The 16,757-nt window shown below is 67.0% G+C and carries 21 protein-coding genes, 1 tRNA gene and 1 pseudogene; 9 read left to right on the top strand and 14 right to left on the bottom strand.

The features are described from left to right. Positions 1–5 precede the first annotated feature (5 nt). The 5 genes from DID96_RS03555 to ssuD form a co-directional block, all read right to left on the bottom strand. Complete coding sequence (locus DID96_RS03555) at positions 6–203, bottom strand: hypothetical protein (protein WP_124597880.1); 198 nt, start codon at positions 201–203, stop codon at positions 6–8. A 142-nt stretch (positions 204–345) separates the two neighbouring features. Next, complete coding sequence (locus tag DID96_RS03550; RefSeq protein ID WP_006400187.1) at positions 346–561, bottom strand: molybdopterin-binding protein; 216 nt, start codon at positions 559–561, stop codon at positions 346–348. A 57-nt stretch (positions 562–618) separates the two neighbouring features. Then, positions 619–1,593: an ATP-binding cassette domain-containing protein gene (locus DID96_RS03545; protein ID WP_124597879.1), complete on the bottom strand. Its 975-nt coding sequence runs from the start codon at positions 1,591–1,593 to the stop codon at positions 619–621. After that, positions 1,590–2,399 (bottom strand): aliphatic sulfonate ABC transporter permease SsuC, encoded by an 810-nt coding sequence (gene ssuC / locus DID96_RS03540; RefSeq protein ID WP_124597878.1) that lies wholly within the window; start codon positions 2,397–2,399, stop codon positions 1,590–1,592. The genes DID96_RS03545 and ssuC overlap by 4 nt, the downstream gene beginning before the upstream one ends. Before the next feature lie 17 nt (positions 2,400–2,416). Further along, complete coding sequence (gene ssuD, locus DID96_RS03535) at positions 2,417–3,574, bottom strand: FMNH2-dependent alkanesulfonate monooxygenase (RefSeq protein ID WP_124597877.1); 1,158 nt, start codon at positions 3,572–3,574, stop codon at positions 2,417–2,419. A 341-nt stretch (positions 3,575–3,915) separates the two neighbouring features. Here ssuD and DID96_RS03530 point away from each other — a divergent pair, with 341 nt between their 5' ends. Further along, positions 3,916–4,344 carry a hypothetical protein gene (locus tag DID96_RS03530; RefSeq protein WP_124597876.1) on the top strand — a complete coding sequence of 143 codons (429 nt, stop codon included), beginning with the start codon at positions 3,916–3,918 and terminating at the stop codon, positions 4,342–4,344. A gap of 22 nt (positions 4,345–4,366) precedes the next feature. On the opposite strand, the gene DID96_RS03525 is transcribed toward DID96_RS03530, so the two are convergent. The 3 genes from DID96_RS03525 to DID96_RS03515 are packed head-to-tail and all read right to left on the bottom strand — an operon-like array spanning position 4,367 to position 6,380. After that, a complete protein-coding gene (locus tag DID96_RS03525; protein ID WP_124597875.1) occupies positions 4,367–5,509 on the bottom strand; it encodes an enoyl-CoA hydratase/isomerase family protein in 1,143 nt (380 codons plus the stop codon). Positions 5,510–5,540: 31 nt separating this feature from the next. Then, entirely contained in the window at positions 5,541–5,879 is a 339-nt protein-coding gene (locus tag DID96_RS03520; RefSeq protein ID WP_124597874.1) for a multidrug efflux SMR transporter, read from the bottom strand. Positions 5,880–5,882: 3 nt separating this feature from the next. Beyond that, positions 5,883–6,380: a heme-degrading domain-containing protein gene (locus DID96_RS03515; protein ID WP_124597873.1), complete on the bottom strand. Its 498-nt coding sequence runs from the start codon at positions 6,378–6,380 to the stop codon at positions 5,883–5,885. Positions 6,381–6,566: 186 nt separating this feature from the next. Between DID96_RS03515 and DID96_RS03510 the strand changes: the two genes are divergently transcribed. The 3 genes from DID96_RS03510 to aat all read left to right on the top strand — a co-directional run bounded on the left by DID96_RS03510 (position 6,567) and on the right by aat (position 8,167). Further along, a tRNA-Met gene (locus DID96_RS03510) sits at positions 6,567–6,643 on the top strand. Positions 6,644–6,846: 203 nt separating this feature from the next. Next, positions 6,847–7,392, top strand: coding sequence for an NUDIX hydrolase (locus tag DID96_RS03505; protein ID WP_124597872.1), 546 nt, complete (start codon positions 6,847–6,849; stop codon positions 7,390–7,392). Positions 7,393–7,402: 10 nt separating this feature from the next. Then, positions 7,403–8,167 (top strand): leucyl/phenylalanyl-tRNA--protein transferase, encoded by a 765-nt coding sequence (aat, locus tag DID96_RS03500; protein ID WP_124597871.1) that lies wholly within the window; start codon positions 7,403–7,405, stop codon positions 8,165–8,167. A 12-nt stretch (positions 8,168–8,179) separates the two neighbouring features. Here the strand turns inward: aat and DID96_RS38195 are convergent, their stop codons facing one another. Then, a complete protein-coding gene (locus DID96_RS38195) occupies positions 8,180–8,347 on the bottom strand; it encodes a hypothetical protein (protein ID WP_185732163.1) in 168 nt (55 codons plus the stop codon). Next, a complete protein-coding gene (locus DID96_RS03495; RefSeq protein ID WP_124597870.1) occupies positions 8,344–8,559 on the bottom strand; it encodes a hypothetical protein in 216 nt (71 codons plus the stop codon). Before DID96_RS03495 ends, DID96_RS38195 begins: the two co-directional genes overlap by 4 nt. A 368-nt stretch (positions 8,560–8,927) precedes the next feature. Between DID96_RS03495 and DID96_RS03490 the strand changes: the two are divergent. The 5 genes and pseudogenes from DID96_RS03490 to DID96_RS03470 all read left to right on the top strand — a co-directional run. Then, positions 8,928–9,111 (top strand): annotated as a pseudogene (locus DID96_RS03490) (leucyl/phenylalanyl-tRNA--protein transferase); the annotation flags it as partial. Between the two features lie 33 nt (positions 9,112–9,144). Next, positions 9,145–9,975: an arginyltransferase gene (locus tag DID96_RS03485; RefSeq protein ID WP_124597869.1), complete on the top strand. Its 831-nt coding sequence runs from the start codon at positions 9,145–9,147 to the stop codon at positions 9,973–9,975. 142 nt (positions 9,976–10,117) lie between these two features. Next, a complete protein-coding gene (locus tag DID96_RS03480) occupies positions 10,118–11,155 on the top strand; it encodes a quinone-dependent dihydroorotate dehydrogenase (protein ID WP_124597868.1) in 1,038 nt (345 codons plus the stop codon). A 99-nt stretch (positions 11,156–11,254) separates the two neighbouring features. Then, the gene (locus tag DID96_RS03475; RefSeq protein ID WP_124597867.1) at positions 11,255–12,049 is read left to right on the top strand and encodes a cystine ABC transporter substrate-binding protein; all 795 of its coding nucleotides are present in this window, start codon (positions 11,255–11,257) and stop codon (positions 12,047–12,049) included. Positions 12,050–12,170: 121 nt separating this feature from the next. After that, the gene (locus DID96_RS03470; RefSeq protein WP_124597866.1) at positions 12,171–12,863 is read left to right on the top strand and encodes an amino acid ABC transporter permease; all 693 of its coding nucleotides are present in this window, start codon (positions 12,171–12,173) and stop codon (positions 12,861–12,863) included. Positions 12,864–12,914: 51 nt separating this feature from the next. Here DID96_RS03470 and DID96_RS03465 read toward each other — a convergent pair whose 3' ends face one another. The 4 genes from DID96_RS03465 to DID96_RS03450 all read right to left on the bottom strand — a co-directional run bounded on the left by DID96_RS03465 (position 12,915) and on the right by DID96_RS03450 (position 16,690). Then, positions 12,915–13,901: a Gfo/Idh/MocA family protein gene (locus DID96_RS03465; protein ID WP_124597865.1), complete on the bottom strand. Its 987-nt coding sequence runs from the start codon at positions 13,899–13,901 to the stop codon at positions 12,915–12,917. A gap of 119 nt (positions 13,902–14,020) precedes the next feature. Then, on the bottom strand, positions 14,021–14,737 hold the full coding sequence (locus tag DID96_RS03460) for a FadR/GntR family transcriptional regulator (protein ID WP_124597864.1): 717 nt from the start codon (positions 14,735–14,737) through the stop codon (positions 14,021–14,023). 285 nt (positions 14,738–15,022) lie between these two features. Further along, complete coding sequence (gene rpiA / locus DID96_RS03455; RefSeq protein WP_124597863.1) at positions 15,023–15,718, bottom strand: ribose-5-phosphate isomerase RpiA; 696 nt, start codon at positions 15,716–15,718, stop codon at positions 15,023–15,025. A 96-nt stretch (positions 15,719–15,814) separates the two neighbouring features. Further along, positions 15,815–16,690, bottom strand: a complete 876-nt coding sequence (locus tag DID96_RS03450) for an N-acetylmuramoyl-L-alanine amidase (protein WP_124597862.1) — start codon at positions 16,688–16,690, stop codon at positions 15,815–15,817. Between the last annotated feature and the right edge of the window lie 67 nt (positions 16,691–16,757).

The raw sequence follows: 16,757 nt of genomic DNA, 5'->3' as shown, positions 1-16,757 counted from the left end.
GGCACTCAGTCGTATTCATCCGACAAAATGGTCTTGCCTTCGGCGGTGAGATCGACCCGGTCTTCGGCCGTCTGATAGATCAGCCCTTCGTTCAGCAACACATAGACGATGTCGCCGAACGCCGCCGGCACCGGCCGGCTGTCGCCGAACTGGTCGATCCACTTCAGTGCTTCGATGGCTTCGGGAGAAAGGATGGGGGTCATGCGCTACCTCCGGCATCGGTGTCGTTCCATCCTAGCACTTCGTCCGTGTGGCGAATACCGTTGCCTGCCCGCAGCCCGCGGACGCCGGCGGCCATCCCCGGGCAACTGCCCACCGGCGACACTCCGGCCGGATCGACTCCGCTCAGAGCCGCGCGATCGACACCTCGGTCGACTTCACGAGCGCGACGACTTCGGCGCCGACCTTCAGTTCGAGTTCATCGACCGAGCGGGTCGTGATGACCGACGTGACGATGCCGAACGGCGTTTCCACGTCCACCTCGGACACCACCGGCCCGCGGATGATTTCCTTAACCTTGCCCTTGAACTGGTTTCGCACGTTGATTGCAGTAATGCTCATCGGGTTGATCGCTCCGAAGAAAAAGTCTCAAAGCGGGCGGCCTGCGCCGCCCGAAGGTCAAACGGCCCCGCGAATCCGCCCGGCCGGCCACACGCCTTGCGCCGCGACGGCGCCATGCGCGTCATGCGTAGCCGCGCCAGGGCCGCCCGCGAGCACGCGCTGCAGCACCCGATCCTCGAGCGCCGCGAATGCGGCCGACGCGCGAGCACGCGGCCGGTCAAGCGGCACCGGCTGGTCGAGCGCCACGCGCCCCTGCTCGATCAGCAGGATCCGGTCGCCGAGCGCGACGGCCTCCTGCACGTCGTGCGTGACGAGCAGCGCAGTGAACCGGTGCTCGCGCCACAGCCGCTCGATCAGCGCGTGCATTTCGATCCGGGTCAGCGCGTCGAGCGCGCCGAGCGGTTCGTCGAGCAGCAGCAGTTGCGGCCGGTGCACGAGCGCCCGCGCGAGCGCGACCCGCTGGCGCTGGCCGCCCGACAGTTGCGCAGGCCAGTCGTCTGCCCGTTCGAGCAGCCCCACTTCGTCGAGCACCGCACGTGCGTCGTCGCGCGCGCCGCGCCCGAGACCGAGCAGCACGTTCTGCAGCACGGTCTTCCACGGCAGCAGGCGCGCATCCTGGTACATGATCCGGGTGTCGAGCGCGCCGCCGCCCTCGCCGCGCGTGACGAGCGCGCCGGTGCTCGGCTGCTCGAGGCCCGCGACGAGCCGCAGCAGCGTCGACTTGCCGCAGCCGCTGCGGCCGACGATCGCGACGAAGCTGCCGCGCGCGATCTCGAGATTGACGTCGTCGAGCACGGTGCGCGCGCCGAAGCGCTTGGTGACGTGGCTCAGCGTGACCGCGTCGTCCGGCGCGGGGCTGTCTGCGCCAGCCCGATGGTGGTGCGCGAGCGGCACGATCGCCGCGCCGCCGTCGCGATCGACGATCGCGGCGTCGCGGGCATTGCCGTCCACGACGCGCGCCTGCGTGAATTCCGCCTCGAGGTCCGCAGCGGCGAGCGGCCCGAATCCGGCCGCCGAAGTCGTCGCATTCATGCCTGTGCTCCTGGTTGATAGGCGGGGTGCCAGCGCAGCGTCACGCGCTCGAGCCATTTCGCGAGCACGTCAGCCAGCTTGCCGAGCACCGCGTACAGCAGGATGCCGACCACCACCACGTCGGTCTGCAGGAATTCGCGCGCGTTCATCGTCATGTAGCCGATGCCCGACTGCGCGGAGATCGTTTCCGCGACGATCAGCATCACCCACATCAGCCCGAGCGCGAACCGCACGCCGACGAGGATCGACGGCAGCGCGCCAGGCAGGATCACGTCGCGATAAAGCGCGAAGCCGCGCACGCCGTAGCTCTTCGCCATCTCGATCAGGTTCGCGTCGACCGAGCGGATCCCGTGATAGGTGTTGATGTAGACGGGAAAGAACACGCCCAGCGCGACAAGGAACAGCTTCGCCTTCTCGTCGATACCGAACCACAGGATCACGAGCGGGATCATCGCGAGCGCGGGAATGTTGCGGACCATCTGGATCGTCGAGTCGAGCGCGACCTCGGCGGCTTTCGACAGGCCGGTCGCCAGCCCGAGCGCGAGCCCGACTCCGCCACCGAGCACAAAGCCGAACAGCGCGCGCCATGTGCTGACCTTCACGTTCGCCCACATCTCGCCGGACGCCACGAGCGACCACGCGGCTCGCACGACGGCGACCGGCTCCGGCAGCACGCGGGTCGACAGCCAGCCGATGCGCGCACCGGCTTCCCAGACGAGCAACAGCGCGAGCGGCAGGAGCCACGGCGCCGCGGCGCGCCACGCACGGGCGGCCGCGCCGCCCGATGCAGACGGTTTCGTCGTCATCGCAAGCCTCCCGTCGCTTAACTCTGGCTCGCCTTCGGCAGATAGCTGTTGCCAACGATCTCGCCGAACGGCCCGGACAGCGGACCGGCCGCCTTCGCCGCGCCGCGCCCCTTGATCAGCGGGAACACGAGCTCGGCGAAGCGGTACGACTCCTCGAGGTGCGGATAGCCGGACAGGATGAACGTTTCGATGCCGAGTTCGGCGTATTCGCGCATCCGCGCCGCGACCTGCTCAGGATTGCCGACGAGCGCGGTGCCGGCGCCGCCGCGCACGAGACCGACGCCTGCCCACAGGTTCGGATACACCTCGAGCGTCTCGCGGCCGCCGCGCTTGCCGCCGTGCAGCGCGGCCATCCGGCGCTGCCCCTCCGAATCCATGTTCGCGAATGCCTGCTGCGCGCGTGCGATCGTCGCGTCGTCGAGCCGGCTGATCAGGCGCTCGGCATCGCGCCACGCTTCGTCCTCGGTCTCGCGCACGATCACGTGCAGACGGATGCCGAAGCGGATCTCGCGGCCGCGCGCCGCCGCATGCGCGCGCACGTCGGCGATCTTCTTCGCGACGGCCTCGGGCGGCTCGCCCCAGGTCAGGTAGGTGTCGATGTGATCGGCAGCGATCGCATGCGCGGCCGGCGACGAGCCGCCGAACCACAGCGGCGGATGCGGACGCTGCACCGGCGGATAAAGCGCCTTGCCGCCCTTCGACTGCAGATGCTTGCCGATATAGTCGAAGCCGCCGTTGTCGTGCGACGCGGACAGCAGCCCGCGCCAGATATGGAGAAAGTCGTCGGTAATCTCGTAGCGCGTATCGTGATCGGCAAACAGGCCGTCGCCTTCGAGTTCGGCGGCGTCGCCGCCCGTCACGACGTTGATCAGCAAGCGCCCGCCGGACAGCCGGTCGAACGTTGCGGCCATGCGCGCCGCGAGCCCCGGCGACGCGATGCCGGGACGCACCGCGACGAGGAACTTCAGGCGCTGCGTCGCCGGAATCAGGCTCGACGCGACGACCCACGCGTCCTCGCAGGAACGGCCGGTCGGCAACAGCACGCCCTCATAGCCGAGCGTGTCGGCCGCGACCGCGATCTGCTTGAAATAGTCGTAATCCGCGGCGCGCGCGCCTTCTGCGGTGCCGAGATAGCGGCTGTCGCCGTGCGTGGGAATAAACCAGAACACATTCATCTGCTGCTCCTGCGTGACTGTCCTTGCCAGAATTGGGATAAAACGCGCCCCTGCTCGCGCCGCGGGCGCGCGGCGCATGCATGGTGCGGGTTCGAATCGGGATGTGCTGCCGGTCGGCCGCGCGGCGGGCAAATACGCGAAAAACGCGGCTGTTTCTGGGAAATCAGTCTAGGGACAGGGGGTGGGCTTTGGAACGATTTTTTTGAGCTTAGGTTTTCCGCTTTCGTGCTTAGCACGACGCTGGAGCGAATGTCGGGTCGAGCGCGCCCTATAATGACGCACCATTCCGAACAATTCCGCGCGGACGGCCCCGGCCACGCGCGTTTGCGGTGCACTCATCGATGCAGAAAGTCATCCTGCCGTTCCTGTCCGGCTTCCTGGCCGCCCTTTTCTTTCGCGAAGCGACGCTCGCGCTGTTGCATACCGCCGACCTGATCGCCGCGGCCGGCTTCTCGACCACACCGTTCGCGCCGCTCGGCATTCCTGAATTTGTCGCGAACGCGCTGATCAGCGCATGCTGCGCGATTCCGATGGCGTGGCTGCTGCGCGTGTCGCCGGAACGCGAAGCGCCGTGGATCGGCGCGCTGGTGTTTGGCGGGATGGTCCTGACCGCCGCGCGCGTGTTCGCAATCGATCCGCTGCGCGGCACTTGGCCGTCGGGCAACATGCTGCCCGTGCTCGCGGTCGGCTTCGCGGCGAACGCGATGTGGGGCTGGGGCGCGCTCGTGTTCATGCGCGCGTTCATGTCCGACGACGCGGGCGGTGATTGACTGGCGTCCGTCAGTCCTTCAGTCAGTCCTTCAGATTCCGCAGCGGATGCGTATCGGGCGTCCACGGGCTGTCGAACATCGCCAGCACGTCCGCACGATCGACCTCGTCGATCGACTTGAAGCGCCAGACCGGCCGCTGGTCCTTGTCGACGATCAGCGCACGCACGCCTTCGATCACGTCGCCGCGCGCGAACGTCGAACGCGTCAGGTCGAGATCGCGCCGCAGACAGTCGGCCATCGTTGCGCCGCGCGCGCGCTCGACGAGTTCGAGCGACACGGCCATCGACAGCGGCGACAACTGGCTGCGCATCGCATGTGTCGCCTTCTCGACCCACGCGTCGACGGCCGCGCAATCCTGTTCCGCGTCGAGCGACGCGAGAATCGCGACGAGATCGGGCTGCGCGAAATGCCGGTCGATGCCGACGCGCGCGGTGGCGAGCGCCGACGTATCGACGGTCGGCACGACCTTGTGCGCGGCGGCAGCCGCCGCGACACACTCGACCGCTTGCGCACCGCTGTCGAAGCGCTCGTGACGCAGCGCGTCGAGCAGCGCCGGCAGCGCGGCGTCGGGCACGTAGACGTCGGCGAGCTGCGCGTACAGCGCCCCCGCGGCGTCTAGCGTCGCGCCGGTCACCGCGAGGTAGCGGCCGATCGCACCGGGCGTGCGCGCAAGGAACCAGCTCATCCCGACGTCGGGGAACAGGCCGATGCGCGTCTCCGGCATCGCCATCTTCGTCGAATCGGTGACGACCCGCAGCCCGCCCGTATGCCGCGCCGCCTGCGAGATGCCCATGCCCCCACCCATCACGACACCCTGCATCAGCGCGATGTAAGGCTTCGGATAGGAGAAGATCGCATGGTTCAGCGTGTATTCCTCGATGAAGAACGTATCGACCGCATCGCGGTCGCCTCGCTGCCACGCTTCGTGAAAGTAGCGCACGTCGCCGCCCGCGCAGAACGCACGCGTGTGCGGGCTGTATACGACGACCGCGACGACTTCCGGATCGTCGCGCCAGGCGTCGAGTGCCGCATGCATCGTGCGGATCATCGCGACCGACAGCGCGTTGAGCGCCTTCGGCCGGTTCAGCTCGAGAAAGCCGATGCGGTTCGCGACGAACGCGCGCACATCGGGCTGGGTGGAATCGACGAGGGTGGATTCGGTCATGGGAGCCATCCGGCGGGTTGCGGACGCACGGTCAGTGCGCCTGCATCTTCGAGAACAGGTTCAGGACGACGACGCCCGCGACGATCAGCGACAGGCCGATCACCGCCGGCAGATCCGGCACCTGACGATACAGCAGCATCGCGACGAGCGTGATCAGCACGATGCCGGCGCCCGACCAGACCGCATAGATGATGCCGACCGGCATCGTCTTCAGGGTCAGCGACAGGCAATAGAACGCGGTGGCGTAGCCCGCCACGACGAGCAGCGACGGCCACAGGCGCGTGAAGCCGTCCGCCGCGCGCAGCGCGGACGTGCCGATCACCTCCGCGACGATCGCGATCGCGAGCCATGCATAACCTGGAATCTGCATCGCTCAGCTCCTTGCGAGCGCCAGCGCCGCATAGTCGAGGCCGAGTTCCGCGCACAGCACCTCGACGACGAATTCGTGATCCGCGCGTTGCGGCAGCCCGGAAACCGTCACCGTGCCGATCACGCCAGCGCCCGCGACGGTCAACGGAAACGCGCCGCCGTGCGGCGAATATTCGGCCAGCGGCAGCCCGTGCTTGTCTGCGAGCGTCGCGCCTGCCTGCTGCATCCGCAGTCCGATCGCATACGAGCTGCGACGAAAATGCGCGACGACATTGCGCTTGCGGCGCACCCAGTCCGCGTTGTCCGGCGTCGCGCCGTTCAGCGCCGCGAAGAACAGCGTCTGCCCGAAGGTGCCGACGTCGATCGCCACCGCGTGGCCGCGCGAAGCAGCGAGTGCGTACAGCCGGTTGCCGAGCGTCCAGGCGCGGCCGGCATCGAATTGGGGAAAGACGAGCGCCTGTTCCTGCGCGCCGATCGATTGCAGATCGAGAGCGATATCCATGAATCCGTCAGAGCGAAAAGTGGACGCAGCCGCTATCGCTGCGATCGCGCGCAGCCGTGCTGCATGAATGACGACACAAACCGCTCGATTCTAGCGCACGCCCTGCCGTACCGGCCCCACAAGCCTGTTGTCAGAAAGTGCTTGCACGCGTTCGGGTATGTCCTTATAATTCATCTCTTCGACGGACGCGGGGTGGAGCAGTCTGGCAGCTCGTCGGGCTCATAACCCGAAGGTCGTAGGTTCAAATCCTACCCCCGCAACCAAGCGTCCCGATTCATGCAGAAAGCCCGGCCCAAGCGCCGGGCTTTTTGTTTTTCACGCGCGCTTCGCCGCTTTTATCGCGCCTTTCGTCTCCGCCTCCTCCGCTCCGCCGCGCACGCATGCACCGTCGCATCACGCGACGCCGCCGTTCGAGAATGCTCGTCGCGGGTGATACACTCGCAACACCTCGTCCCTTCCATTCGACATGAAATTCTGCTCCGTCTGCGGTCACGAAGTCATTGCGCGCATCCCGCCGGGCGACAACCGCGAGCGCTTCGTCTGCGATCACTGCGGCACGATCCATTACCAGAACCCGCGCAATGTCGTCGGCACGGTCCCCGTGTGGGGCGAGCAGGTGCTGCTGTGCCGCCGTGCGATCGAGCCGCGCTATGGCTTCTGGACCCTGCCGGCGGGCTTCATGGAGATGGGCGAGACGACGGCCGAGGCCGCCGCGCGCGAGACGCTCGAGGAGGCCGGTGCGCGCGTCGAGGTGCAGAGCCTGTTTACGCTGCTCAACGTGCCGCACGTGCACCAGGTGCATCTGTTCTACCTGGCACGGCTCACCGACCCCGCGTTCGAGGCCGGCGAGGAAAGCCTCGAGGTCAAGCTCTTCGACGAGTCCGACATCCCGTGGGACGAGATCGCGTTCCCGACCGTCAGCCAGACCCTGCGATTCTTCTTTGCCGATCGTGCCGCCGGCGACTATGGCGTGCACACCGGCGACATCTTCCGCTCGCTGCGCAACGGCTGAACCGCGGCCCATGGTCCCCTGGCTCGGTCCGGACGATCCGTTTCCGCCCGTCGAGCGCGCGCTCGGCCCCGCGACCGGCGCGCCCGGCCTCCTGGCCGCCAGCGCGGACCTGCTGCCGTCGCGCCTCATCGACGCGTACCAGCGCGGCATCTTCCCGTGGTATTCAGACGGCCAACCCGTGCTGTGGTGGAGCCCCGACCCGCGGATGATCCTCGTGCCGGCCGAATTCAAGGTATCGCCGTCGCTGAAGAAGACGCTGCGGCGCGTGCTGCGCGAGCCCGCGTGGGAAGTGCGCGTCGATCACGACTTCGCGGGCGTGATGCGCGCGTGCGCACAGGCGCCGCGCCGCGGGCAGCGCGGCACGTGGATCACCGCGGAGATCATCGACGCGTACACGTCGCTCCACCGCTCGGGCAACGCGCACAGTATCGAGACCTGGCGCGACGGACGGCGCATCGGCGGGCTTTACGGCGTCGCATTCGGAAGGATGTTCTTCGGCGAATCGATGTATGCGGACGAGACCGACGCGTCGAAGATCGCGCTGGCCGCGCTCGTCGCCCACCTTCGCGACTGCGGACTGGAGATGATCGATTGCCAGCAGAACACGTCGCATCTGGCGTCGCTCGGCGGCCGCGAGATTTCACGCAAGGCCTTCGTCGCTCACGTGCGTCGCGCGATCGCCGAACCGCCGATTTCGTGGCAGTTCGACAAGCGCGTGCTCGCCGCGCTGGCGGGCCGCAGCGAACCGGCGGCTCCGGCCGGCGACGGGCGCTAGCGCGGCAACTCATCAGCCTCCCGCGGTGCCTGCGGACACGCTCTTGTGGATGACTTCGACACGGCACTCGCCTGGCCATGCGACGCACACCTTGAAGTCGATGAATCCGAACGTGTGCAGCAGCATCAGCAGGACTGCAATGCCGCCGATCAGCGAAACCGTGGTGCTCGCGGTTTTCACGCCTGCCCGCCACTTGCGAGGATTGCCTCCTTGCACTGAAACGCCAGGTCGCCTTCCAGCCACGTGCGGCGGTCGAACGACATGCACATCTCCAGAACCGCACGCATCACGCCGCGCCAATCCGCGAACTCGCGTTCCGTCTTTCGGCTGGCAATATGAACGCGCGTGCCGTCATCGTCGACGAACGCCAAAATGTATTCCCACGTCGGCATGGCTGCATGCGAAACACTGTATGAATGTACAGCATATCACGACCGCCGCCTGATCGATCCCCTTTGGACCGGCAGTCGCGTGTGTCGAATGCAAAAATCGTTGCCAAGGCGCCGAAATCGATCGCCGAATCCGGACGGCAATCCGCTCAATCCCGATCCGTCGCCGCTCGGCAGAAACGTGTCCCCCTTATTCTTGGCTGGTCGCGCCCGTTCGATGAGCCTATTGTTGAGGCTAGACATGATGCATTTAGCCCCGTTTTCATGTTAATTTTCCTGTAGCCGGGTGCGTTGCCACCCGGCGTAAAATGTGCCGGAAGTCGAAACGCACGATATTGATTTATAACGGTTTTTGCGGGAAGTCGATGCTGAGCTGCCTGCAGAACACGTCGCATCTAGCGCCGCTCGGCGTCCGCGAGATCGCACGCAAGGCCTTCGTCGCTCACGTGCGCCGCGCGGTTGCCGAACCGCCGATTCTCGCAGTTCGACATGCGCGCGCTCGCCGCGCTGGCGGGCCGCAGCGAACCGGCGGCCCCAACCGGGTGCAGGCGCTAGCGCGGCACTCCATTCCTGCATCGAGAGCTGCCCATGACTCACCCGACTGAGCTGCCGCTTTCACCGCTTTCGGCGCTGCAATTCTATGCAACGGCGCCCTACCCGTGCAGCTATCTGGACGGCCGCATCGCGCGCTCGCAGGTCGCGACGCCGAGCCACCTGATCAACTCCGACATCTACACAGAACTCGTCAAGGCAGGCTTCCGCCGCTCCGGCGTGTTCACCTACCGGCCGTATTGCGACGGCTGCCGTGCGTGCGTGCCGGTGCGTGTGCCGGTCGCGGCATTCGAGCCGAACCGCACGCAGCGGCGCATGTGGAAACGGCACCGCGCGCTCGTCGCGACGGTGTCTCCGCTGCATTACGACGAAGAGCACTACGCGCTCTACATGCGCTACCAGTCCGCCCGCCACGCGGGCGGCGGGATGGACCGCGACAGCCGCGACCAGTACGAACAGTTCCTGCTGCAGAGCCGGATCAATTCGCGCCTCGTCGAATTCCGCGACCTCGATACGCCGGGCGGTGAGCCAGGCAAGCTGCGCATGATCAGCATGATCGACATCCTCGGTGACGGGCTGTCGTCCGTCTACACGTTCTTCGAGCCGGACGATCCGCACACGAGCTACGGTACCTACAACATCCTCTGGCAGATCGAGCAGGCGAGAAGCCTCGGCCTGCCGTACGTGTATCTCGGCTACTGGATCCGCGAAAGCCCGAAGATGGCGTACAAGGCGAACTTCCATCCGCTCGAAGGCCTGATCGACGGCCGCTGGAAGGTGCTCGATCCGGAACGCGTCGACCTGCCTCCCGTCGATGCGGCGCTCGCACGCGCGCCGCTGCCTGGCGGTCATTCCGGCACGTCCTGACGCGCGCGCGCCACGCGGCATCACGCGCATACGCGCCGGCCGCACCCCCGGCCTGCCCGCGCTCAAAGCGAAGCGAGCCTCTGCCGCGCAACTCCCGGTAAAATAGCGGGTTGTCATCATTCTGGCTTTCCGCCCACTCGCCGTGTTCAGTTCCCTCTATCCGCTCGCCCGCGCATCCCTGTTCAAGATGGATGCGGAAGACGCTCACCACCTCACGCTGCGCGCACTCGGCGCGGCCGGCCGCACGGGCCTCGCCTGCGCGCTGTCGGCCCGCGTGCCCGACGCGCCGCGCACCGTGATGGGGCTCACGTTTCGCAACCCGGTCGGCCTCGCGGCCGGTCTCGACAAGGACGGCGCAGCGATCGACGGCCTCGCGGCGCTCGGCTTCGGCTTCATCGAGGTCGGCACCGTCACGCCGCGCCCGCAGCCCGGCAACCCGCGCCCGCGCATGTTCCGGCTGCCGCAGGCCGACGCGCTGATCAACCGGATGGGCTTCAACAACAGCGGCGTCGACCAGTTCGTGAAGAACGTCCAGGCCGCCCGCTACCGCGGCATCCTCGGCCTGAACATCGGCAAGAACGCCGACACGCCGATCGAGCGCGCCGCCGACGATTACCTGTACTGCCTCGAGCGCGTCTATCCGTTCGCGAGCTACGTGACGATCAACATCTCGTCGCCGAACACGAAGAACCTGCGCCAGCTGCAGGGCGCAGGCGAGCTCGACGCCCTGCTCGCGGCGCTGAAGGACAAGCAGCAGCGTCTCGCCGACCTGCACGGCAAGCTCGTGCCGCTCGCGCTGAAGATCGCGCCGGATCTCGACGACGAGCAGGTCAAGGAAATCGCCAACACGCTGCTGCGCCACAAGATCGAAGCGGTGATCGCGACCAACACGACGCTGTCGCGCGCCGCGGTGCAGGGCCTGCCGCACGCGGACGAGGCCGGCGGCCTGTCCGGACGGCCGGTGTTCGAGGCGTCGAACGAGGTGATCCGCAAGCTGCATGCCGAAGTCGGCAGCGCGGTGCCGATCATAGGCGTCGGCGGCATCTTCTCCGGCGAGGATGCTCAGGCGAAGCTCGCGGCCGGCGCGTCGCTCGTCCAGCTGTACACGGGATTCATCTACCGCGGCCCGGCCCTCGTCGCCGAATGCGTGAAGGCCGTCGCCCGCCAGTGCGCATCGTAATATAGGAATAAACAAACGATATTTAGAGGTCGATTGCATTTTTGCTATTATCGACCCGAATTCGGAATCGTTCGCCCGAACCGGGCAAGGAAATACACAATGAAAACTACGCTGCTGAAGAAACTGCTGGTCGCCGGGGTGATCGGCGCATCGTTTGCCGCGGCAACCGCGCACGCGGCCGACCTCCTCGACCAGGTGAAGCAACGCGGCACGCTGCGAATCGGCCTCGAGGGCACGTTCCCGCCGTTCAATTCGAAGAACCCGCAGGGTGACCTGGTCGGCTTCGACGTCGATATCGCGAAAGCCATCGCGGCCAAGCTTGGCGTGAAACCCGAATTCGTCACGACCGAATGGAGCGGCATCATCGCCGGCCTGCAGGCAAGCAAGTTCGACGTGATCGTGAACCAGGTCGGCATTACCGACAAGCGCAAGGAAACGCTCGACTTCTCGCCGGCGTACACGTACTCGTCCGCGCAACTGATCCAGCGCAAGGACGACACGCGCGAGTTCAAGTCGCTCGAGGATCTGAAGGGCAAGAAGCTCGGCGTCGCGCTCGGCACGAACTACATGGACATGGCGAAGTCGGTGCCGGGCATCGACGTGAAGACCTATCCGGGCGCGCCCGAATACCTGCGCGATCTCGCGGCCGGCCGTCTCGACGCGGCGCTCAACGATCGCCTGATGCTCGCGTACCTGACGAAGAATTCGCAGCTGCCGCTGCGCCCGGGCGCGAACGTCGGCTCGGCGAACCCGTCGGGCATTCCGTTCAAGAAGGGCAATCCGAAGTTCCAGAAGGCGATCGACGACGCGATGACGCAACTCGAGGCCGACGGCACCTTCACGAAGATCTCGGACAGGTGGTTCGGCATCGACGTGACGAAACCGCTCAAGTAAGCACGCCAGCATCGCCCGCCGAGCGCGGGCCGGAAAGGGCGGCATCCGTAACGATGCCGCCCTTTGTTTTATTCGTCCGGTTTATGATTGCGCTTTCGCGCACGCATCCGATTCGCACTTCATGTCGACCACTTCCCTGCTCGTCCAATCATTGCCGGTGCTCGCCCAGGGCGCCGTGCTGACCGTCAAGTTCGCTGTCCTGTCGATGGTGTTCGGCCTCGTCGGCGCCGTCATGCTGGCCATGATGGGGATCCGGCAGAACGACGGGCTCGAAGGCTTCGAGCGCTTCGTCGTGAACGCATTCGCGGCGCTCGCGCGCGCCTACGTCAGCATCATGCGCGGCACGCCGCTGCTCGTCCAGATCTTCGTCATCTATTACGGCCTGCCTAGCCTCGGCATTTCGCTCGACCCGACGCCTGCGGGCGTCATCGCGCTGTCCGCGAACGTCGCGGCTTACATGTCCGAAAGCATGCGCGGCGCAATCAACGGCATCCACCGCGGCCAGTGGCTTGCGTCGTACAGCCTCGGGTTGTCGTGGGGGCAAACGCTGCGCTACGTGATCGGCCCGCAGGCGCTGCGCATCGCGGTGCCGAGCCTGTCGAACAGCCTGATCAGCCTGATCAAGGACACGTCGCTCGTGTCGGTGATCACCGTGACCGAGCTGTTGCGCAGCGCGCAGGAAATGATCGCGTCGACCTACCAGCCGCTGCCGTTGTATCTCGCCGCGGCGGCCGTGTACTGGGTGCTGTGCCAGGTTCTCGAATGGGTACAGCGCTGGTACGAGAAACGGCTGTCGCTGCCGGCGCGGCACTGACGTTTCAGGTGCCGGGTTGCGGCGCGCAGCCCGGTACTCGGCCGGCCCGCTTCATTCCCCCGGATACCGCACGCCGAGCGCTGCACGCGCCGCATCCGTCATCGCGATCATCCGCCGCGAATGATCGTGCGTCATCACCGGGCTTTCGACCTCTCCCGCGCGCAGCAGCTCGCAGAAATGCGCGGTCTCGTAGTTGAGGCCGCCGCCGTCGAACGGCTCGTCGAGTTCGACCACGCGCCCGTCCGCATAGCAGATCGTCGCGCGCGCGGGGTTCCACCACTTCTCGTGTATCGTCACGTGCCCGCCCGCCGCGGCGAGCAGCGCGTCGCCCCGCCCCATCACGTCGAGCCCGCAGAAAAGCTGCGCGATGCCGCCGTCCGCGTGGCGGCTGTTCAGGCTCGAAAACACGTCGACGCCCGTCGCGCCGACGCGGCCGAGCGTCTGCACGTCGAGCGGCGCGCCGAGCCAGTCGACTGCGAGAAACGTCTCGTAGATGCCGATGTCGAGCAGCGCGCCGCCCGCCTGTTCGAGGCGGTACACCGGATGGTCGGCGGGCACGCCCGACGACGCGCAGCCGGCACGCACGAGCCGGATCTCGCCAATCGGATCGTCGCGCAGGTGTGCGCGCAACTTCCGGTACAGCGGATAGAACGGCGGCTTCATGGCCTCCATGAACAGCCGGCCGGCGTCGCGCGCGGCACGCAGCACGGTCTCGAGCTGCGCGGCATTGAGCGTCGCGGGCTTTTCGCACAGCACGGCCTTGCCGGCCGCAAGCGCCGCCAGCGTGAATGTCGCGTGACTGTCATGAAGCGTCGCGATGTAGATCGCGTCGATGTCGCTCGCGAGCAGCGCGTCGAGCGCGGCGAACGGCGTGCCGCCGTGGTCGGCGCAGAACGCCGCCGCAGCGTCCGCGCGGCGCGCCCAGACGCCCGCGAGCGCGGCGCCGGGCACATGCGCGAGACTCTGCGCGAAGCGGCGCGCAATGCTGCCCGCGCCGACGATGCCGAAGCGCACCGGCCGTGTTTCGAGGTCGTTCATCCGGATCATCCGTGTCGGTGTGGTGACGATGGCCGGCACCTTGCCGGCCGGCCGTCATGATAAACGGCAAGCCGGCGACCGGACGAGCGGACGAGCGGACCGCGCGCGATCAGGCGCGATCAGGCACGCATCGGCACGTCGACGGAGAAATCCCGGGAGATCTCGTCGGAGCTGTAGTTGATCAGCGCGAGCGAGGCGGCCTCGGCCTCGCGCGGATCGCGGCGTTCGATCGCCTCGACGACGCGCGCATGCGCCTTGACCGCGACCTCGTGCGCGCCTTCCTTCTGCACGACGCGCGGGTTCACGAGCCGCACCGCGCCGCGCACGATCGCCGCCATCTGCTGGAAGAACTGATTGCCGCTCGCATGCACGATCCGTGTATGCAGCAGCTCGTCGGCCGCATCGTAGCCCGTATCGCCCGGCTGTAGCCCCTTGAATGCCTCGAACGCTTCGCGGATGCCCGCCACGTCCGCCGCGCTCGCGCGCAACGCCGCCTGCGCGGTCGCGCGCGGCTCGATCAGCATCCGGAATTCGATCACGTCGCGCATGAACTGCGGGTCGGGTTTCGCCCGGAACCGCCAGCTCACGACGTCCTCGTCGATCATGCGCCAGTCGCGCATCGGCCGGACACGCGTGCCGACTTTCGGACGGACGTCGAGCATGTCGCGCGCGAGCAACATCGACAATGCTTCGCGCATCACCGTGCGGCTCACGTCGAACTCCTTCGACAGCACATCCTGCGGCGGCAGGATGCCACCGTACTTGTCCTCGACGATGCCTGCGACGAGTCCATCCATCACTTTCGCGACCAGTGACCGGTCTTTGCCCTGCTCCATGACACCTCCCCGTGCGTCTATTTGCGAATACCTGCTCCGCAGTTCCGCCGGCCCTGGTTACGACTGTTCTTATGATCTATAAGTTGATGAGTTTCGGGCCCATTCCGCTATCTGGTAAACACCTGACAGGGTTATCCCTCTTCTTGTACAGGGGATTCATGACGCTTCAAAAAAAGCCCGGCAAGCGCTTTGCGCTTGCCGGGCCGAGATCCATGAGATTCGGACACGCAGTGCAGCAGTGCCGCCGCGCCACCGTGCATTACGCAGCACTGCTTTTCAATTCTTTCAGCGGGCGGGATAAACGATCGTCTCGACGCCGCTCTCCGTGCCGAGCAGGCACAGGTTCGCACCACGCTGCGCGAACAGGCCGACCGTCACGACGCCCGGCCATGCGTTCACCTGCGCCTCGAAGCCACGCGGATCGGCGATCTGCAGCCCCTTCACGTCGATGATCTCGTTGCCGTTGTCGGTGATGTACGGCGCGCCATCCTTCGTCACGCGCAGCACCGGCACGCCACCCGCCGCCGTCACGCGGCGGCCGATCGCGGTGCGCGCCATCGGCACCACTTCGATCGGCAACGGGAATGCGCCGAGCACCGGCACGCGCTTGCTCGCGTCCGCGATGCAGACGAACGTGTCGGCCACCGACGCGACGATCTTCTCGCGCGTCAGCGCGCCGCCACCGCCCTTGATCATCGCGCCGCTCGCGTCGATTTCGTCGGCGCCGTCGACGTATACCTGCAGCGACTCGACGTCGTTCAGGTCGAAGACCGTGATGCCGTGCGACTTCAGGCGCTCGGTCGTCGCGATCGAGCTGGACACCGCGCCGCGATAGCGCGACTTGACGGCGGCGAGCGCGTCGATGAAGCAGTTGGCGGTCGAGCCGGTGCCGACGCCAATCACCGCGCCTTCCGGCACGTTCTGGATCACGTAGTCGGCCGCCGCCTGGCCGACGAGGCGTTTGAGTTCGTCTTGAGTCATGAGAGGGTGATGCTGTGCGATTGCGGAAAACCGACAGTTTACCGGAGTCGGGCGACGATCAGCGCGTTTCCGGGATAGGTCGCGGCCGCGATGTGCTCACGGCGCGCCGCCGGGCGCCCCGTCGGCCGCCGGCGCCTGTCCGGGGAAGTACTTGTCCAGCAGTGCCTGCGCGATCGCGTCGGTTTCCGCGTCTGGATTGCCCGCGCAGTCGGACGGCCGGAAGTGCATCTGGAAGGCCGCGAACACACGGCGCGTGCGCGCGTCGAGCGTGCCGTCCGTCGGCACGTCGTAGCCGTAGCGCGCGAGCTTGAGCTGCAGCGCGCGCACGTCGGCGCTCGCGTGCGGATCGCGTCCGGCGAGGCGCGCGGCGACCGTCGCGTCGTCGGGCCACGCGCCGACGCCGGCCTGCGCGAGCGCACGCCACGGGAACAGCGGCCCCGGATCGATCTTGCGTTGCGGTGCGATGTCGCTGTGCCCGACGACGCGCGTCGGCGGGATCTGGTAACGCTCGACGATATCCTTCGACAGGCGGATCAGCGCATCGACCTGCCCCGGCGGATAAGGCTGCCAGGTACGGCCTTGCGGCGTGTCGATCGGGCCGCCATTGACGTTCTCGATGCCGATCGACGCCGCATTCAGCTCCGTTGCGCCCTGCCACGAACTGACGCCCGCATGCCACGCGCGCTGCGCTTCCGGCAAGAGCTGATAGACGATCGGCTTGCCCCACTCGATCGGCGGCTGCGCCGGCACGAGGTAATGCGCGCTGACTGCGTCGCCCGTCAGCGTGCGCAGCGATTGCGCTTCGCCGCTTTCGGTGTAGTGCATCACGAGAAAGCGGATCCGCGAGTCGGCGCCCGGTGCACGGTGGCTCGTGTCGGCATAGTAGGCGCCGCGCCCGACGAGCGACGGGGACGTGCACGCGGCCAGCAGGCACAGGCCGGCGCATAGCGCGCCGCGATAGAACAGGCTCATCGATCGATATCCGGACGGGTTGTGCGACGGTACCGCCCCGCCATTCTAGCCAGTCCGCCGCGCACGC

Origin of the sequence: Burkholderia sp. Bp8963, assembly GCF_003854275.1 — a bacterium.
Lineage (GTDB): Bacteria > Pseudomonadota > Gammaproteobacteria > Burkholderiales > Burkholderiaceae > Burkholderia.
The sequence above is the reverse complement of the archived record's forward strand: the minus strand, read 5'-3'. Positions and strand labels throughout refer to the sequence as shown.

Excerpts from the sequence above, each read along its gene's own strand:
- DID96_RS03555 (WP_124597880.1), bottom strand. The coding sequence starts at position 203 with ATGACCCCCATCCTTTCTCCCGAAGCCATCGAAGCACTGAAGTGGATC.
- DID96_RS03550 (WP_006400187.1), bottom strand. The coding sequence starts at position 561 with ATGAGCATTACTGCAATCAACGTGCGAAACCAGTTCAAGGGCAAGGTT.
- DID96_RS03545 (WP_124597879.1), bottom strand. The coding sequence starts at position 1,593 with ATGAATGCGACGACTTCGGCGGCCGGATTCGGGCCGCTCGCCGCTGCG.
- ssuC (WP_124597878.1), bottom strand. The coding sequence starts at position 2,399 with ATGACGACGAAACCGTCTGCATCGGGCGGCGCGGCCGCCCGTGCGTGG.
- ssuD (WP_124597877.1), bottom strand. The coding sequence starts at position 3,574 with ATGAATGTGTTCTGGTTTATTCCCACGCACGGCGACAGCCGCTATCTC.
- DID96_RS03530 (WP_124597876.1), top strand. The coding sequence starts at position 3,916 with ATGCAGAAAGTCATCCTGCCGTTCCTGTCCGGCTTCCTGGCCGCCCTT.
- DID96_RS03525 (WP_124597875.1), bottom strand. The coding sequence starts at position 5,509 with ATGACCGAATCCACCCTCGTCGATTCCACCCAGCCCGATGTGCGCGCG.
- DID96_RS03520 (WP_124597874.1), bottom strand. The coding sequence starts at position 5,879 with ATGCAGATTCCAGGTTATGCATGGCTCGCGATCGCGATCGTCGCGGAG.
- DID96_RS03515 (WP_124597873.1), bottom strand. The coding sequence starts at position 6,380 with ATGGATATCGCTCTCGATCTGCAATCGATCGGCGCGCAGGAACAGGCG.
- DID96_RS03505 (WP_124597872.1), top strand. The coding sequence starts at position 6,847 with ATGAAATTCTGCTCCGTCTGCGGTCACGAAGTCATTGCGCGCATCCCG.
- aat (WP_124597871.1), top strand. The coding sequence starts at position 7,403 with ATGGTCCCCTGGCTCGGTCCGGACGATCCGTTTCCGCCCGTCGAGCGC.
- DID96_RS03495 (WP_124597870.1), bottom strand. The coding sequence starts at position 8,559 with ATGCCGACGTGGGAATACATTTTGGCGTTCGTCGACGATGACGGCACG.
- DID96_RS03485 (WP_124597869.1), top strand. The coding sequence starts at position 9,145 with ATGACTCACCCGACTGAGCTGCCGCTTTCACCGCTTTCGGCGCTGCAA.
- DID96_RS03475 (WP_124597867.1), top strand. The coding sequence starts at position 11,255 with ATGAAAACTACGCTGCTGAAGAAACTGCTGGTCGCCGGGGTGATCGGC.
- DID96_RS03470 (WP_124597866.1), top strand. The coding sequence starts at position 12,171 with ATGTCGACCACTTCCCTGCTCGTCCAATCATTGCCGGTGCTCGCCCAG.
- DID96_RS03465 (WP_124597865.1), bottom strand. The coding sequence starts at position 13,901 with ATGAACGACCTCGAAACACGGCCGGTGCGCTTCGGCATCGTCGGCGCG.
- DID96_RS03460 (WP_124597864.1), bottom strand. The coding sequence starts at position 14,737 with ATGGAGCAGGGCAAAGACCGGTCACTGGTCGCGAAAGTGATGGATGGA.
- rpiA (WP_124597863.1), bottom strand. The coding sequence starts at position 15,718 with ATGACTCAAGACGAACTCAAACGCCTCGTCGGCCAGGCGGCGGCCGAC.
- DID96_RS03450 (WP_124597862.1), bottom strand. The coding sequence starts at position 16,690 with ATGAGCCTGTTCTATCGCGGCGCGCTATGCGCCGGCCTGTGCCTGCTG.